Origin of the sequence: Shimia sp. NS0008-38b, assembly GCF_040370365.1 — a bacterium.
Taxonomy (GTDB): Bacteria; Pseudomonadota; Alphaproteobacteria; order Rhodobacterales; family Rhodobacteraceae; genus Shimia.
The window spans coordinates 263437-280922 of record NZ_BAABWQ010000003.1 but is presented as its reverse complement, the minus strand read 5'-3'; the positions used below and the strand labels follow the sequence as shown (position 1 = coordinate 280922).

Annotated in this window: 14 protein-coding genes; 11 read left to right on the top strand and 3 right to left on the bottom strand. The window is 56.8% G+C overall.

Translation table 11 applies throughout. From position 1 onward, the window contains the following. Window positions 1–154 precede the first annotated feature (154 nt). From ABWV47_RS13385 to ABWV47_RS13345, 9 genes are all read left to right on the top strand, one after another. Complete coding sequence (locus ABWV47_RS13385; RefSeq protein ID WP_353312618.1) at window positions 155–1285, top strand: LacI family DNA-binding transcriptional regulator; 1131 nt, start codon at window positions 155–157, stop codon at window positions 1283–1285. Window positions 1286–1307: 22 nt separating this feature from the next. Then, a complete protein-coding gene (locus ABWV47_RS13380) occupies window positions 1308–2660 on the top strand; it encodes an ABC transporter substrate-binding protein (RefSeq protein ID WP_353312616.1) in 1353 nt (450 codons plus the stop codon). Window positions 2661–2753: 93 nt separating this feature from the next. Beyond that, window positions 2754–3989: a carbohydrate ABC transporter permease gene (locus tag ABWV47_RS13375; RefSeq protein WP_353312614.1), complete on the top strand. Its 1236-nt coding sequence runs from the start codon at window positions 2754–2756 to the stop codon at window positions 3987–3989. Further along, the gene (locus tag ABWV47_RS13370) at window positions 3989–5197 is read left to right on the top strand and encodes a carbohydrate ABC transporter permease (RefSeq protein WP_353312612.1); all 1209 of its coding nucleotides are present in this window, start codon (window positions 3989–3991) and stop codon (window positions 5195–5197) included. The genes ABWV47_RS13375 and ABWV47_RS13370 overlap by 1 nt, the downstream gene beginning before the upstream one ends. A gap of 4 nt (window positions 5198–5201) precedes the next feature. Next, window positions 5202–6446 (top strand): MGH1-like glycoside hydrolase domain-containing protein, encoded by a 1245-nt coding sequence (locus tag ABWV47_RS13365; RefSeq protein WP_353312610.1) that lies wholly within the window; start codon window positions 5202–5204, stop codon window positions 6444–6446. Further along, the gene (locus ABWV47_RS13360; protein ID WP_353312608.1) at window positions 6446–7501 is read left to right on the top strand and encodes an ABC transporter ATP-binding protein; all 1056 of its coding nucleotides are present in this window, start codon (window positions 6446–6448) and stop codon (window positions 7499–7501) included. The genes ABWV47_RS13365 and ABWV47_RS13360 overlap by 1 nt, the downstream gene beginning before the upstream one ends. Before the next feature lie 246 nt (window positions 7502–7747). Beyond that, entirely contained in the window at window positions 7748–8641 is an 894-nt protein-coding gene (locus ABWV47_RS13355) for an FAD:protein FMN transferase (RefSeq protein WP_353312606.1), read from the top strand. 254 nt (window positions 8642–8895) lie between these two features. After that, a complete protein-coding gene (locus ABWV47_RS13350; protein WP_353312604.1) occupies window positions 8896–10338 on the top strand; it encodes a methyl-accepting chemotaxis protein in 1443 nt (480 codons plus the stop codon). A gap of 410 nt (window positions 10339–10748) precedes the next feature. Beyond that, window positions 10749–11552 carry a hypothetical protein gene (locus ABWV47_RS13345; RefSeq protein WP_353312602.1) on the top strand — a complete coding sequence of 268 codons (804 nt, stop codon included), beginning with the start codon at window positions 10749–10751 and terminating at the stop codon, window positions 11550–11552. A 79-nt stretch (window positions 11553–11631) separates the two neighbouring features. Here the strand turns inward: ABWV47_RS13345 and ABWV47_RS13340 are convergent, their stop codons facing one another. Next, window positions 11632–12399, bottom strand: a complete 768-nt coding sequence (locus tag ABWV47_RS13340) for an HpcH/HpaI aldolase family protein (RefSeq protein WP_353312600.1) — start codon at window positions 12397–12399, stop codon at window positions 11632–11634. Beyond that, the gene (locus ABWV47_RS13335; RefSeq protein WP_353312598.1) at window positions 12399–13616 is read right to left on the bottom strand and encodes an NAD(P)/FAD-dependent oxidoreductase; all 1218 of its coding nucleotides are present in this window, start codon (window positions 13614–13616) and stop codon (window positions 12399–12401) included. Before ABWV47_RS13335 ends, ABWV47_RS13340 begins: the two co-directional genes overlap by 1 nt. Window positions 13617–13985: 369 nt before the next feature. Here ABWV47_RS13335 and ABWV47_RS13330 point away from each other — a divergent pair, with 369 nt between their 5' ends. Together ABWV47_RS13330 and ABWV47_RS13325 are read left to right on the top strand one after the other, a co-directional pair. Continuing rightward, entirely contained in the window at window positions 13986–15227 is a 1242-nt protein-coding gene (locus ABWV47_RS13330; RefSeq protein WP_353312596.1) for a glycerate kinase type-2 family protein, read from the top strand. Window positions 15228–15308: 81 nt separating this feature from the next. Next, a complete protein-coding gene (locus ABWV47_RS13325) occupies window positions 15309–16028 on the top strand; it encodes an SDR family NAD(P)-dependent oxidoreductase (RefSeq protein WP_353312594.1) in 720 nt (239 codons plus the stop codon). Between the two features lie 70 nt (window positions 16029–16098). On the opposite strand, the gene ABWV47_RS13320 is transcribed toward ABWV47_RS13325, so the two are convergent. Beyond that, window positions 16099–17454 carry a family 4 glycosyl hydrolase gene (locus ABWV47_RS13320; RefSeq protein WP_353312592.1) on the bottom strand — a complete coding sequence of 452 codons (1356 nt, stop codon included), beginning with the start codon at window positions 17452–17454 and terminating at the stop codon, window positions 16099–16101. Window positions 17455–17486 lie beyond the last annotated feature (32 nt).

Genomic DNA, 17486 nt, shown 5'->3' with positions numbered 1-17486 from the left:
TGGCCTTGTTCATACGTCTGGATGTTTTTCACGTACAAAAAGTGCCTATTTTTTCCTGCGTTTGCTGCTGTTTTTGCCCGCTGCGGCGTCTTGTTGAGAAAAAAACCTCGCAGAACCTGTTGCCGAAACCGGTTTCGGGGAAAATAGTTCCAGTATGTCAGCGATTCGAAATAACTCGGAAACATTGGAGGCTCTCCCGCTACGTCGCAGTGGTGGGCGTGTGACTATCAATGATTTGGCGGCGCATTTGGGGATGTCCAAAAGCACCGTTTCCCGCGCTATGAATGGCTACACAGATATTTCCGAAACCACCCGCAAGCGCGTGGCGAGTACCGCTAAAAAATTGGGGTATCAGCCATTGAGCCATGCGCAGGCAATTCGTACAGGCCGTGTGCGTGCTTTGGCCTTGGTTTTGCAGATGGACGAGCCGGACCGGCACAACCCGTTTTTGCAAGAGTTCTTGATGGGCGCTTGTGAAACCGCCAGCGGATTTGGATGGACGTTGACGGTTTCGACAGCTTTGTCAGATGCAGATATGCAGCGGGTTCTGGAACGTTTGATCGATGAGCGAAAAGCGGACGGCTTTATCCTGCCGCGGACCGAAGTCAGCGACCCGCGTGTTGCTATGCTCAGAGAGCGCAACGTGCCGCATGTGATGTTTGGTCGGACCGAACACGGGGTGCCGCCTGCGCAGCAAAGCGGATCCTGGTATGATATTCTTGGTGAAGCGGCCATGTGCAGCGCGGTCACGCGATTGGCGGGGTTGGGTCATCAGCGCATTGGATACGTCGGTAGCACCGAGAATTTCAACTACACGCATTTGCGTCGCGAAGGCTTTAAAGCCGGGCTGAGTGCGGCGGGGTTGGCGTTTGATGCGGATCTGATGTGCCAAGGGGCGCGCACCCGTGCAGAAGGCGCAGACGCGGTGCGGGGACTGATGGCGTTGTCGACGCCGCCAACAGGAATAGTGTTTGCCACCGATATGCCAGCACTTGGCGCTTATGATGCGCTGGGCGATTTGGGATTGAGCGTGGGGCAGGATGTGTCCTTGATTGGATATGACGGGGTGCCTGAGGCGGAGTTCGCGCGCCCCGGATTGACCACATATAATGTTGATACGCGGCGTGCTGGAGCGCGATTGGCAGAACTGCTGATCCGCCAGATCCGGGGTGAGGCCCCGGAAACGCTGCGCGAAGTTTCTGAGGCGCTTTTGGTTGAGCGACACTCAGATGGCCCACCGGCCCTAAGCTCTGAAGAGCTGGCCGCAAAATTAGAAAAAATGTGAACAGAAATCAGGGAGGATTATCATGTCACGCTACACTTCTTCGAAACTTTTGATGAGCACGTCTTTGGCGTTGGCTCTGACGGCAATGTCCGTTCAGGCTGACACCATTCGGTTCTGGACAACAGAGGAACAGCCAGAGCGTCTTGCGAAACAGCAGGAAATGGCGGAACAGTTCAAAGCAGCCAGCGGCACTGAAGTTGAGGTGATCCCGGTCAGCGAAAGCGATCTGGGCACACGTGCCACAGCTGCGTTTGCGGCAGGCGATTTGCCCGATGTGATCTATCACACATTGCAGTACGCGCTGCCTTGGGCGGAAGCCGGTATTCTTGACACCGAAGCGGCCTCTGAGGTTGTAGAGGCGCTGGGCGTTGAGACATTCGCACCGGGTGCGGTGGCCATGGCCGACTTCAACGGCGAAACAGCCTCTGTTCCGGTTGATGGCTGGACACAGATGGTTGTCTATCGCAAAGACTTGTTTGACGCCGCTGGACTGGAAGCGCCAAGCAGTTTTGACAACGTGCTGGCGGCTCTTGAAGCGCTGCACAACCCGCCAGAGATGTACGGTTTTGTGGCGGCGACCAAGGTTGATGAAAACTTCATGAGCCAAGTGCTTGAGCACGTGTTCCTGGCCAATGGTGTGAGCCCTGTGGGTGCCGATGGCTTTAAGCCGCTGGACGAAGCCGCGACCACCGAAGTGCTGAACTTCTACAAAGCAATCGCCAAAGCGTCCCCTCCGGGTGAGCTGTACTGGAAACAGTCACGTGAGCTCTACTTTGCTGGTAAGGCCGCAATGATCATCTGGTCTCCGTTCATTTTGGACGAACTGGCCGGTCTGCGCGACAGTGCTCCGCCCACAATCACCGATGATCCAACCTCCAACAAATTGGCTGGTATGACAGGCATCGTGACCAACTTCTCTGGTCCGTCCAATCCTGATGGGGCTGCTTGGGGTGACGTGCGTTACTTCGGCATTACATCGGATGCAGACACCGATGCGGCGATGGACTTTGTGAAATTTGCGATGGATGACGGCTATACGCAGACGCTGTCGATTGCACCTGAGGGTAAGTTCCCAGTGCGCCGCGGTACGGCTGACGATCCAACCGCTTTCTCTGTGGCTTGGTCCAAGCTGCCAGTGGGCGTGGATCGTAAAGCGCCCTTGGGTGAGCTTTATGATCAAGCAATGATTGACGAAATCGTGGGTGGCCTGGATGTGGCCAAACGTTGGGGTGTGGCCGAAGGCCAGCTGTCCCTCGCGTCCAAGATCATCAACAGTCAGGCGATCAACCGCATTGTGCGTCAATACATCGATGATGAACTTGACGCTGCTGCGGCGGTTGCTGCGATGAACGACGAATTGTCGAAAGTCCAGTAACCCCTTCCTGCGTCTGACGCAGCGGCCTGCCTGGCGTGCAGGTGGGCCGCTGTTATCCTTTTTCTCGCAGCTTTTTCCTTGTGAGGTTCCCCTATGTCTACGGCTCTCCCGCCGACAGGCACGGGTGCACTGGCCAAACGTGAAGCACGACTGGCATGGGGGCTACTGGCTCCTACGCTGATCAGTGTTGCGTTGGTTGTGGTGTTACCCCTGTTCGCTGTCATCTGGATCAGTTTCAAACCCTTCGCTCTGCAGGACCTGCGCCCGCCTGCGCCCATCGTGCGCGAAAGCCTGCGTGGCAGCGGCGAAGATATGCGCATCGAATACCGTGTCCGAAACTCCTCTCAGGAGGAGAGCATTCAAGGGGTAACGCTTGCTGACACCTTGCCGGACGGTGTGCAGTTTCGTGAAACCCTGCCAGAGGCTTGTTCCCTAGAGGGACGAGATTTCTTCTGTGATTTTGGTGAGATGGAGGGCGGCGAGCGTGAAAGATTGCGCCTGCCAATCACGTCTGACATGGGAGAGGATGCGCTTGAGGCCGCTGTGGAAGACAGTGAGCCAGAGGTGACAGGTGGTGGCAAGAGCACATTGACCAGCCCCGAGTTGTCTTTGGAGAACTACAAACGTCTGTTTGATGGTGGTGAGTTCTGGTCCGTGTTTGGCGTGACGATGTTTTACACGGTGTTTGGCACCATTGGTGCACTGTTGATGGGGCTGTTTGCGGCGCTCTTGCTGAACAAGAGCTTTAAGGGGCAAGGCTTCATTCGCGGGCTGTACCTGTTTCCTTATGTGGCGCCGGTGATTGCGGTGGCCTTCACCTGGGTTACGTTGTTTGATCCGTTTTCAGGCTCTGCCAACGCCCTGTTGATTCAGATGGGCGTCACACAGAGTGCGATCAACTTCTTTGGTGATCGCCCGCTGGCGCTGGTGATGGTCACGGTGTTTGAAATCTGGCGGTACTTCCCGCTGTCCTTCTTGTTCATTCTCGCGCGGATGCAGAGCATCGATACGTCGATGTATGAGGCCGCCGATATGGATGGGGCGTCGCCATTCCAGAAGTTCTGGCTGCTGAGTCTGCCGCAGCTTTTGGGCATCCTGTCTGTGTTGTTTCTGCTGCGCTTCATTTGGACTTTTAACAAGTTTGACGACATTTTCCTGCTGACAGGCGGCAACGCGGGCACACGCACTTTGACCGTGAATGTGTATGAACAGGCCTTTGCGATTTCCAACATCGGGGCCGGCGCGGCCGTGGCGGTGGTCATCCTGCTGTGCCTGCTTTGCTTCTCGTTCGTTTTCTTCAAATACATCAGCCGCGAGGAGGGCTTGTGATGCGTAAAGGTTATATAACCGGCCCGATTTTGGGCGCGCTGTGGTTGGTTGTGATGGCCACGACCATCGCGATTGCCATGTCATTTGCCACCGGTGCCGCGTTTCGCCCGCAGATCCTTCTGTGCCTCATCTGGGGCGCTGTGACGGGGCTGATCTATGTGCGCTTCCCCGCGCCAGAGGCGCCGGCCCGATTGGCCGCAAGCCTGGTCATGGCGGCGGCGTTGTTCTCCCAATTTGGTCCGGTGCTGACTGGCGAGGGGGTTTCGATCTCTGCGGTTTTGGTGGCGATGTTGGCGGTGTTTGTGGGTATGCACTTTGGGCTCAAAGCGATTTTGCATGACACACCTTTTGCGGAGTTGACGCGGCATGAATATGAAGCCGCTGTGATCCGGTTCCTGACGGGGTTTGGCTACATCTTTTTCACCGCGATTGTGATTATCCCGTTTTACGTGATGGTGATGACCAGCCTGAAATCGCAGCAGGCCTTGCTGCAGAACCCGCTGGATTTCTCCATTGAACTGAGCAAAGGCACAGCACTGTTCCGCAGCTATGTTGAGCTTTTCCGGGACTTCAATTTCGGCACATATCTATGGACATCTTTCTACGTCTCGGTGCTGACGGTGTTCATCACATTGGCGTTCAGCGTGCCGGGTGCCTATGCGGTGGCGCGGTTCCGGTTCAAGGGACAGAAAGCGTTTTCACGCTCTATCCTGTTGATTTACATGGTGCCCATGATTGTTTTGGCGCTGCCGATTTACATCGCGTTTTCGATGACGGGGCTGCGCAACTCAATCACCGGGATTGTGATGATCTATCCGGTCACAACCATCCCTGTCGCGCTATACATGCTCCAGGGGTATTTCCGAGGTCTTCCAACTGAGGTTGAAGAAGCTGGGTTGATGGACGGGTTGTCGCGACTGGCAGTGATCTGGAAAATCACCCTGCCGCTGAGCCTTCCAGCGCTGGCATCGGTGTCTCTTTATGTCTTCATGATCGCGTGGAACGAATTCCTGCTCGCGTTCATGCTGCTGGATGACCCTTCTAAATTCACGCTCACCCGCGGGGTGGCGATGCTCAACTCTTCTGAGATTCCAAGGCAACACCTGATGGCAGGGGCGGTGATCGCCACGCTGCCGATTATGGCGCTGTTTTTGGGATTAGAACGCTTCATGACCAAAGGCCTGACGGCCGGGTCTGTCAAAGGATAAGACGATGACTAGTAATACCGCAATCAGTGAACAGGCACGTGAAATCCTGATCACCAATGATCGGGGCGGCTACACCGTGCCCACAGCGGGGCTTTACCCATACCAATGGAATTGGGACAGCGCCGTGGCTGCCTTGGGCTTTGCGCAGTTTGATGTGGACCGCGCATGGGTTGAGATCGAGACGCTGTTTAAAGGCCAATGGGCGGACGGTATGGTGCCGCATATCTTGTTCCACAAAAGTGATCCGGGGTATTTCCCCGGGCCGGACGTGTGGGGCTGCGAAGGACCGATCCCGTCATCAGGGATCATCCAACCCCCCATTGCTGCGACCATGGCACGGTTCGTGTGGGAACAAGACAAGGGCGTTGGACGCGAGCGATTGGCTGCGCTCTACCCCAAGATGGTAAAATGGCACAACTGGATCATGCGGTGGCGTCTGCATCGTGGCGCAGTGTGCACGACCCATCCATGGGAGACCGGGCGAGACAACGCACCGGATTGGGACAATACCATGGCGCGTATGGATGCGTCTGATGTTGGGGAATATACCCGCCGTGACACAGCGCATGTAAACAGTGACGACCGGCCAACCAAGTATGATTATGACCGCTATATCAAGCTGGTACAGATGGGGCGGCGCCTGAATTGGGATCAAGCGGCCATGTTGGCAGAAAGCCCGTTCCGGGTTGCGGATCCCACAATGACCTTCACCACTCTGCGCGCCGCGCGCGACTTGCAGGTGATTGGCGAGGCCTTGGGGGAAGACACCTCTGGCATTGCGGCCAGCATCGAGTTGTTGGTGACCGGGGCTGAGACGCTCTGGAATGAGGAACTGGGCGGGTACGACTCGCGTGATGTGCTGAGCGGAGAATGGGCCGGATGTTTGTCGAACGCGTCTTACCTATGCTGGTTTGCAGGTGTGGAAAACGCCAAGATGCTGGCACGTCTGCGTGATGTGATGACGCGGGTGCCCTATCCGGTGCCAAGCAATGACCCGAACGCGGAGAGCTTTGATGCGCGGCGTTACTGGCGTGGTCCAACTTGGGCGGTGGTCAATCTGTTGATCGGAATCGGTCTGGAGGACATGGGCCACAAAACGGAGGCCAAGGCTTTGGCTGACAAGACGGCCGGGCTCATCAAAGAGCACGGTTTTGCTGAGTATTTTGATCCAATGAACGGTAAGGCAGCAGGCGGTGGCACGTTCACCTGGACTGCGGCAGTGTGGCTGGCATGGGCAGGGAGGGACTGATGGGGAGTATCAATCTAAAAGCGGTCGAAAAGTGGTTTGGTGAAATTCAGGTCATCAAAGGCATTGATCTTGAGATTCAGGACGGTGAATTTGTGGTCTTTGTTGGCCCGTCAGGCTGCGGCAAATCGACTTTGCTGCGGATGATTGGCGGGTTGGAAGACATCAGCCGGGGCGGTCTGGAGATCGCCGGCAACGATGTCACAGATCATCCGCCGAGCAAACGTGGGCTGACCATGGTGTTTCAGTCCTATGCGCTTTATCCGCATTTGACTGTGGCCGAAAACATGGGATTTTCTCTTAAAGTGGCGGGCGTTGCCAAAGACGAGATCAGCCGACAGGTGTCGCACGCGGCAGAAATCCTGAAGTTGACCGACTATCTGGAACGCCGGCCCAAGGATCTGTCTGGTGGGCAGCGGCAACGGGTGGCGATTGGGCGCTCGATTGTGCGCGACCCCACGGCGTTTCTCTTTGACGAGCCTCTGTCCAATCTGGACGCAGCGTTGCGGGTGGAGATGCGCTATGAGATCGCAAAACTGCACCAAGACTTGAAGCGCACAATGATCTACGTGACGCACGATCAGGTTGAGGCGATGACGTTGGCGGACCGGATTGTGGTGCTGGAATATGGCCACATCGCGCAGGTGGGCACACCAAGAGAACTCTATGAAAAGCCAGGGAATCTTTTCGTGGCGCAGTTCATTGGCAGCCCGAAGATGAACATTCTGGAGTGTTCCGCGCAACCGGGTGATGACAGCTACCAGCTGGCGGTGTCCGGGAGTGGCCCATTCGGCCTGACTGGTGCGGCGGCCAAGGTTGGGGTGCGGCCTGAACATATCGAGATTTGCAACGCCGGTGCGGGGCAATGTGATGGCACGGTTGAGGTGATTGAATACCTTGGTGCTGACACGTTTCTGATCCTTGATGTGGGACAGGAAGATAAGATCACCGTGCGGATCAGCGGCGGAAATGTGGACCAAAAAGTGGGCGACCGTGTTGGGCTTATGTTCCCGCAAGAGCTGGTGCATTTCTTTGGTGCGGATGGTCAACGGCTGTAAAGTCAAAGGTTAAGAGCGTAGGTTTTGGGCACATCTGTATCACGTCGGTAGTGCGACGGTTTTGCAGAGGTGCCCAAATTCGTTAACGCCTGCCTGCAAACGCGTCCTCAATAGGAATGGTCTGCGTAAAATTCACACGACGCGTTTTTTGCCACTAACTGGGCTGGGAAAACTGATCACAGGGTGATATGCCCCCCGCAGCCTTACATGGCTCAGAGTATTCATTCAGACGCTGGAGAGCCCGTCATGACCCGCATCAATCGCCGTCGTTTCCTCACCATCGCCGCCGCAAGCGCGGCGCTGCCTGCTGGCGTGGCCTTGGCCGCGACCGAAACCGCCACATGGAGCGGTGTTGCGTTGGGCGCCCCGGCGCAGATGAAAATAGTTGGTATGACCGATGCACAGGCTGCACCGGTTTTTGCGCAAGTCGCCGCTGAGCTAGATCGTCTGGAAGGCATCTTCTCTTTGTATCGTGACAGCGAACTGACGGCGTTGAACCGCGATGGTGTGTTGAAAGCGCCATCAGCGGAGATGCTTGAAGTCTTGGCGATTGCCGACGATCTGAACCGTGCCAGTGGCGGCGCTTTTGACGCAACTGTTCAGCCTCTTTGGTTGGCCAAGGGTGGTCAAGGCAACGTGGACGCAGCCAAAGCTTTGGTTGGCTGGGATGCGGTGGCGTTTGATGCTGATGAAGTGCGGTTTGGCACTGAAGGTATGGCACTGACATTGAACGGCGTGGCGCAGGGCTATGTGACCGACCGCGTTGTACTGATCCTGAAAGATGCCGGGCTGACCGATGTGTTGATGGACATGGGCGAAGTTGCCGCGTTGGGCCACCGCGCGGATGGTGCCGCTTGGGTTGCTGGTGTGTCCACACCCGCAGGTGAGATTGTTGAGCGGGTTCAGCTGTCTGATCGCGCGCTTGCCACCTCTGCTCCTATGGCAACTGTGCTGTCCGGCTCTGATGCGCACATCTTTGGTCCAGACGGCAATGAAGGCGCTGTCGCGCTGGCGTCGGTGTCGGCGCCAACAGCTGCCATCGCAGATGGCCTGTCCACTGCGCTGTGCCTGATGGATGTGGCGGCTGGTGCTGAGATGGTGGCGCAGTTTGCCGGGGCAAAGATTGAAGCGCTGAGCTGAGCCTAATCTAGACACACATTTCAGGCCCGATATTGGGGCTTCGGGGCGTGCTGCGTAAGAGCAGACACGCCCTTTGTTTTGGCCGTTGTGTGGGGTGCAGAGGCACCTGCGCGAGGCCGGGCAAAAAAAGCGTTTTATCTGCTGCGTTTTGGAGCGGGTTAAGGCTTTCGTTAACTATGATCGCAGTATTGGTTAACTCAACTTGAAATTCGGTCGACATGAAGAGGCTTTGCGAGATGGTCAATGCGCTAGAGATGCTTGTTAAAAACTATGGTTTTGACGGAGACAGCAGCGCCGATCTGAAACGTCTGGCAACCAAAGTTGTGCCTTGGTTGGATGCTGCGTTTGCACCATTTGAAGCGCTTGTTATCGCGCAGGCGGAACTGGGCGATGGCGTTGGCGACTTGGCGATACTGGCAGGTGTCAAGGCGGCGCAGATTCAGCATTGGCAATACTTGCTCACCGGGGCGTTGGACGCACGCTATGAGGCCTCCGCCAAGAAATTGGCACATGCCTATTTTCACCAAATGAAGCTGCCGCAGGAAGTGGTGTTGGCGGGGTATGCGCGCGCCGCGTGCCACGTGCAAACGACCTTGATGACCAAAGGGACGCCATGGGTGATGTTTGGCCGCAAGAAAGTGGCGCGTGACGTAGGGCTATTGGCGCGCGCATTTCAGTTGGACATGGGGGTGGTGATCGAGAGCCATCTTGCGTCAAAGCGGTCAGTGCAAGAAGAGATTGTTGCGGAGCTTGAATTGGCGATGGAGCGGATGGCGCAGAAGGATTTCTCAACCGATATTTTGCCCCCCGAAGAGGGCCAGTACCCTGAGACCTATGAGCGGGTGCGGTTGGCGTTTAACAGATTGCAGGGCAACATGCGCTCTGTGATCAAGGCGATCAAATATGCGACCGACGATCTGAAACTGACAGCGTTGGAAGTCAATGACGGTGCAAATGACTTGGCGCATCGGACGGAGACGCAGGCGGCGACACTGGAGCGCACCGCACGGTCCCTGTCGGAGATCAGCGAAAGTGTTCAGGATGCCTCTGCGGTGATGCAGCGCACGGACGCCATGATGCGCGAGACCCATGTGCAGGCTGAAACCGGTCAGGCGGTGATGTCTGAAACTGTGGGGAAGATGCGCGAGATTGCCGAGAGCTCGATGCGCATTTCACAAATCACCACGGTGATCGATGATATTGCCTTCCAGACCAATTTGTTGGCGCTGAACGCAGGTGTGGAGGCCGCGCGGGCCGGTGAAGCCGGACGTGGATTTGCGGTTGTGGCCTCTGAAGTGCGCGGGCTTGCCCAGCGGGCCGGTGATGCCGCCAAAGAGATCAATGAGCTGATCAAGGAATCTGGTGAGCAGGTTGAAAGTGGTGTGGCGCTGGTGGATCAAGCTGGCGGTGTGTTGGAAGATATTCTGGTTGGGGTCGAACGAGTCGCCAATCTCAGCGCGGATGTGGCGAAATCGGGCGGATCGCAATCAGAGGGTTTGACCGAAATTTCCAAAGGGATTTCCCATTTGGATGGGGTGACACAGCAAAACGCAGCAATGGTTGAGCAGACCGCCGCTGCGGTGGCCTCAATGCAGCGCGACACCAATCAGGTCTCTGAGATGGTTCAAAGCTTTGAGCTGCGCGTGTCCGGAGAAGAGGCCCCCATTGAAATGTTTGCCAGCACTCGCGCCGCCTAACCGCCCAAGCAGAACGTGTTTGATGGGGCGCCTTTGTGCGCCCTGTTGCGTTTCCGGGGGCCGTCGCACGAATATTGGAGACAAGTTTAATGAACCGCGCGTCGAAAGACGAAACAAATAACGAAAGTTGTGATGCTCAAATGACGACCATTTACCAATTTCTTTGCACAAATCGCCGTTTTTCGAGATGGCAATCCAGCGCAGAACATCGAATAAGCTGTTAATTTAGCGAAGTTTTTTTCATGTGGAGGGGTGGTTTGAAGATGCATGTTGGCGACATGAAAACGCAAGTTTTGCGCGCGCGTTAACCGGATTGGTCGAAAAACAGACCCCTTGGGCGTCCAGTAGGGGCTCGTTAAAGATTGAATTCTACCTCTGTCCTCAGAGTTTTACTTTTGAGGATCTAAGCAATGAAGATTGTAAAATGGGCAACCACAGCCGTTGCCATGACGCTGACTGCAACAGTGGCGCTGGCGGACGATATCAGCCTGAAGCTGCCAGAGCATTCCATGTCCGCATACATGCAAGCGTTGTTGACCCAGTCGCTGGAAGCCGCGGGTCACACGGCCAACATCGAGATCGCGGAAGGTGTGCCAGCGCGCCGCTTTGATGCGCAGGTGTCACAGGGCGAAGATGGTATGGTGACCTTTAAGCTGTGGCGTCGGACATTGGACAACGCGGTGATTGTGCCAGTTGACCTGACCGGTGGTCTGATTGGCAAGCGCGTGTTCTTTATTCGCCCGAGTGATCAGGCGGCTTTCTCTGAGATGGCGTCATTGGGTGACTTGCAAGGCAGCGGTATGGTCGGTGGCTTTGGCAAAGGCTGGTATGACGTGAGCGTCTGGAACGAAAACGCGCTGACGGTGAGCGAAGTGGATGGCGAATGGCGCAACATCTACAAGATGCTGGGCGCGGGCAACCGGGGCATTGACTACTTCTCTCGTGGCATCATGGAGATTGAAGCTGAGGCACCGCAACACCCAGATTTGGCCGCAGAATCCGATCTTTTGTTTGTCTACCCTGGTGACTTTCAATTGTTTATGTCCCCAGCCGAAACCGACACGGCGCCGGTGATCCAAGCGGCTTTGGAAGCGGCGGTGGACAGTGGTCTGCGCGACGCGCTTGTGCGTGAGTTCTTCCCGTCGATCTTTGATCCCAATGGCCTGAATATGGATGGCCGTACCCATATCGAACTGGCGCCTCCTGCCAGCTGATCTATCGGGTTAAGTTTCCTCCCAGCGGTGGCCTCGTGCAGAGATGTGCGGGGCCATTCTTTTGGACGCCCGCAGGCGCTCATTCGGACGCGGTCATGTCCGCAAGCAATGCATCCGCGCTTTTGGCGAGCAGCGCTGCGTCAGAGCCGCAGGCGACGAAAGTGAACCCGGCTTTGATGAGGTGGCGCGCGAATTCCACATCGCGCACCAACGTGCCGACCGGAATCCGCTTGCTAATCAGGCGCATCGCTGCCGGAAGAATTCTGGCCCAAACATCATCATGGCCAGATTGGCCCACCAATCCCATTTGCGACGCGATGTCAGAAGGGCCAAAGAAGACCCCGTCAACGCCGTCCACAGAGGCGATCGCATCAATATTGTCCAGCGCCTGAAGTGTTTCTACCTGAATGAGGACCGCGGTGGAGTCTTCGATGGTGTCGACGTAGGTTTTGTCCCGGCCAAAACTTGTGGCGCGCGTTGTGCCGCCATAGCCACGTGTTCCCTCTGGTGGGTAGCGTGTTGCGGCAACCGCGGCGGCGGCCTCTTCCGCGGTGTTCACCATCGGGAACAACAGCCCCGGTGCGCCAAGATCCATCAGGCGTTTGATCTTGACCGGGTCGTTCCAGTCCGGGCGCACGATGGCAGTGCTCTCGTAGCCTTTGATCACCTGAAGCTGTGCCTGAACATCGGTGATTTCACCGGCGCCGTGTTCCATATCAAGAAGCAGCCAATCAAACCCGGCACCGGCCACAACTTCGGTGGTCAAGGCATCACCCAAAGACACCCAAAGGCCAATTTGGGGTTTGCCTTCGCGCAATGCGGCGAGGAAGGGGTTGGTGTGCGCCATTAGATTACCGCCTTTTCGATGATTGGGGCATTGTCGCGCACACGTTCGAATGTAAACGGCGTCATGTCCAGAGTTCTGAATTCGCCAAACGTCAACCATTCGGCGGTTGCACGGCCCATCGCTGGGCTTTGTTGCAACCCATGTCCGGAAAACCCGTTGAGAAAGATAAAGTTTGTGACCTCGGGGTGGGGGCCAAGAACTGCGTTTTGATCGAGCGTGTTAAAGGCGTAGTGGCCAGCCCATTCGGCGACAACTTTGATGGCCTCAAATTGCGGAATGCGTGTGGCGATTATGGGCCAGACATGGTCTTGCCACCTATTGTGATCCATGTGGAAATCATCAAAGGCCACCGGCACGTCGATTTCGGGGCCGGCACCGGCCATGTATGTCTGTGGCCCGTCTTGGCGAAAATGCACGCCAGAAGGATCAATGGTCAACGGCAGCTCCATCGGCAGCGGCGTTTCGGCGGAGAACACCCATGTGAAGCGTTTGCGCGGCTCTACCGGCAGCGAGATACCCGCCATCGCGGATGTGCGCGCGGCGCGTGGGCCGGACGCGTTTACGACCTGTCCGCAAGATATCACCTCTCCAGTGGCAAGCGTCACGGAGGTGATTTTGTCGCCGTTTCGGGCCATGTCCACGACTTCACTGTGCACATATTCTACGCCACCCTCGCGGGCAGAACGGCGCAGCCAGTCAAACACCGCCCCGCCGTCCCAATAGCCTTCGTCTTTGGTGTTGAGTGACCCAAGCAAGATGTCCTCAAGGCTGTAGAACGGATAGCGGGCCGCGATGTCTTCAGGGGACAAGAGTTGTGTTCCCGCGCCAGCTGCAATTTGGATTTTCTGATTGTCGCGCAATCGTTGTGCGGTCGCCTCTGTGTCGGCCAGATACAGGTAGCCGAAGTTTTGGATGGTGAGGTCAGGTATGCGGGGATCCCCGCCCATGTGCTGGCGGAGGTTTTTCACAAAGTCTGCGGCAAACTGAGATATCTGCACGTTCAAGGTGTTTGAAAACTGTTGCCGCATGCAAGAATTGGTGTGGGCGGTTGAGCTGTGCGCGTAAGTTGTGTCTTTCTCAACCACCAATACCGAACCATTAAAATCCGGGTTGTTGGCGAGAAACCATGCGGTCGCAGACCCCATAATCGCACCGCCAATGATGACAACATCATAAGATGTTTGGGCCGGTATCGAGGCCATTTTGCCTGTGGTCATCAGACGTTTTCCTTGTGCCTTTGGTGTCAGTGCCGCCGGGTATTGTGACAAATTTTTCACCAAGCGCAATGGGGGTGCTCGGTTCCCGAAAGCTGTGAACGGCAACGTCAGAGAATTTCGTCGATGACCCGCGCAGATTTTGAGTCGGGGAAATGGTCGTGCATCTGTAGGGGAGAGTTGTTGGTCTTACGGTTCTGGCCATCGCAGTCTGAGATTTCGATTTGTTAGCGGAAACATTTCTGCTCCGAAACCAAACGAAACAGTTGCAATCAAACCATGGCTTCTTACACGTAAGCTCAAGTGCTGCGGGCAGGGCCAGATCGGTGTTGAGACCTGTGTGCGTGATCACGTGGTGTGGAGGCCCGAGAGATGGACAATCCGGAAACATTTTTGAGAGACCTGTTTGCGGAAGCCGTTGCGGTGGCGGACCCAATGGCGGCGCTGCCGACTGTGCTTGGTGACAGACCCACTGGGCGGCTGATCGTTGTCGGCGCAGGCAAGGCAAGCGCGCGTATGGCGGAGGCACTTGAAAGCGCTTGGGGGCCCTGTGACGGCTTGGTGATCACGCGCTACGGCTATGAGCGGCCTTGTGCGGGCATTCGGATCGCTGCGGCGGCACATCCGGTGCCGGATGCGGCCGGTGAAGCCGCCACCTTGGAGATGCTGGAGTTGCTGCGCGGGTTGGGGAAAGAAGATACGGTTGTGTGTCTGATCTCCGGCGGGGCATCGGCGCTTTTGACAGCGCCAGTGCCTGGCGTGAGCTTAGATGAATTGCAACAGATTAACGCGGATTTGCTGGCGTCTGGAGCACCAATTTCGCTGATGAATGCGCTGCGCAAACATCTGTGTCAGGCCAAAGGCGGACAGCTGGCGGCGGCGGCCTATCCGGCCAAAGTCGTTTCTTATTTGATTTCTGATGTGCCGGGCGATGATCCGGGCATGATTGGTTCCGGCCCGACTGTGGGAGAACCGAGAGACTTGGACAGCGCGTTGGCGGCTGTGGCCACATATGGCGTTGCGTTGCCCGCGCATGTTGTGGCGGCGGCGAAGGCGCATGGGGGCGTGGTTGCGCTGCAGGACAGGCGTCTGAGCACAACAGAGAACATTCTGTTTGCGTCGCCGTTGCAGTCTTTGAAGGCGGCGAAAGCTGTGGCCGAGGCCGCAGGCTGTGCGGTGGAGATTTTGGGGGATGCTCTGGAAGGCGAGGCGCGTGATGTGGCGCGGGCGCATGCTGATTTGGCAAAAGCACGTCTGGGGCAGGGGCCGGTGGTTTTATTGTCTGGCGGTGAGCTGACTGTCACCCGGCGCGGCGACGGGGTTGGCGGGCCAAATGCGGAATATGCGTTGGCGCTGGCGGCGGCTTTGGATGGGGTCGACGGTGTCTACGCGATTGCGTGCGACACCGACGGCGTGGACGGGGCAGCAGAGGTTGCAGGCGCGGTGATTGGACCAAACACGTTGCAGGTTGCGGCGACCAAGGGGGAAGATGCCGCAGGCGCTTTGGCGATCAATGACGCACACGGATTTTTTGGCCGCATTGGGGCGCAGGTTGTGCCCGGACCGACCTTGACCAATGTGAACGATTTTCGCGCCATTTTCATCAACGGGTGATTGAACCTTTTGCTGCGCGCATTGATATAGGTAGCAAGCGCGCGGCGCAGGGCCGACGCGGAACCATGCGAGGGAATTGGCATGAAGAAGGCAATCGTAACAGGGCACTCCAAAGGTCTTGGGGCTGGGCTTGTCGCCCCATTGATCGCGGCTGGGTTTGAGGTTTTGGGTGTGTCACGCAGTGCGCTGGGCACAACAGATGACAAGCTGGCGGAAGTGGCATTGGATTTGGCTGATGTAGAGGCGGTCTCTGCCTTTGCCAATGGCGAATTGGTTGCGGCGTTTTTGGCGGGAGCCACCGAGGCTGTGCTGATCAACAACGCTGGGATCGTTGATCCTGTTGCGCCGATTGGGCGGCAGGATCCGGCGCTGGTGGCGCGGGCGATTTCGGTGAACATCACCGGGCCGTTGTTGTTGAGCAATGCGTTTGTCGGTGCGACGCAAGGGGCCGCAGATCGGCGGCTAGCGCACATTTCCAGCGGTGCGGGGCGCAACCCTTACACTGGGTGGAGCGTGTATTGCGCGACCAAAGCCGCGTTGGATCACCATGCGCGTGCGATGAATGAGGACGGGGTGGACGGGCTGAAAGTGGAAAGCATCGCGCCGGGTGTGATTGACACAGGCATGCAAGAAACGATCCGTGCGACACCAGCAGAGAATTTTGCGATCCTTGATCAGTTCAAAGCGATGAAAGAAGAAGGTGCTTTGGCGCAAGCGCAGGACACGGCTGACAAGATCTGTGCCCATATCCTTGGCGCTTCCTTTGGTCAGGAGATCATCACGGACGTGCGCACGTTCTAAAGGTCTGCAACTGCGTTAGCGGTGCCCCAAGGAAGACCTTGGGGCGCTTTCTGTTTAGAAGGCCAGCGCTTTAGGTGAGGTAGTCAAGCCAAGGACTTTGTTCCGCGATCATATGATCGACAAGCGCCGGGATGCCTTTGGACTTGGTCACCACGGGGTCAACCAGCAGCGCTTGTACCACAAGATCGCGGCTTCCCGCCAAGATGGCTTCTGCGGTCATGTCGTGGATGCCGATCTGGTTGGACAACAAGCCCCGCACACCGGCAGGAATCTCCACCGCAATGCCATGCAGGCCGTTGGTGTCGATTGTTGCCGGGACTTCGACCGCGATCCAGTCGGGCAGGTTGGCGATGTATCCTTTGTTGGGAATGTTCACCGCCGCTTCTTCATAGGTTGGTGCGCCAAGCAACGCTTCCATTATCGGCACAACACGCTCTTTCAGAACCGGCTCAATCACCGGATCGGTTTTGCCCAAGAAGTTGCGGTAGTAGGTATAGAAATCCAAGATGCCCTGATGATCAGAGCAATCATGCGCCCATTGGATGTATTCGCCAAAGTGACTGTCGTAGGTGATCGGCAGTGCGCCGAACTTCTCCAAAATTTCAGCAAAAAGCCAGCGGTCGGACCATGGGCGCACGGTGTCGATCATGCTGAGGTCAATGTCCATCCAGCCTTCGGTCTCGATCGATTTCCCGGTTTTGCGGGACGCTTGCAACACCTCGGAGTAACCGGGCATTTGGGAGAAGTAGCCTTCGGCCTTGGAGCGCACGTCAGCATATGCGCTGCTGCCGTCTTTCACGTAGGTGCAGTCGGTCATGACCGAGAAGTGGTTTAATCCGCCCGCGCGATAGGAGATGTCGGCGCGGTCCACCCCGAGCAGCGGGGCAAGGTGGCGCTCCAGGCTGGCGATTTCGTGGCACATGCCCACAAAGTTGAGCTCTGGGAATTTACGGTGCACCGTGGTGCAGATGCGGCTCATCGGGTTGGAATAGTTAAACACCGTGGCGTTGGGACAGATGTCCATCACCTGTTGGCAGATGTCTAAAATTGGCGGGATGATGCGCAAGCTGTGAAACAAGCCGCCCGGGCCACCGTTTTCGCCGTAGACCTGCGCGATGCCGTATTGCTGTGGGATTTTCCAATCCATGTCCCAAAGTGCGAAACGGTCACCGACCTCAATTGAGATCACCACAAATCGCGCGCCTTTCAGGGCCGCACGCAGGTCAGTGGTTGCCGATATCGACGGTGTGAGGGTGTTTGCGACCATATAGTCTTGGGCGACTTTCAGGGTCCGTAAGGCGGCGGCCTCGTTGATATCGTGCAGCACGATGTCCGCATCAGTCAGATGCGCGCTTTGGAAAATATCTCCGAGCATACCGGTGCCAAATTGGAGGCTACCTGCCCCCACCAGAACAATTTTGGTCATGGGTTTATGTCCTTTAAGGCGCCCCAGAGGGC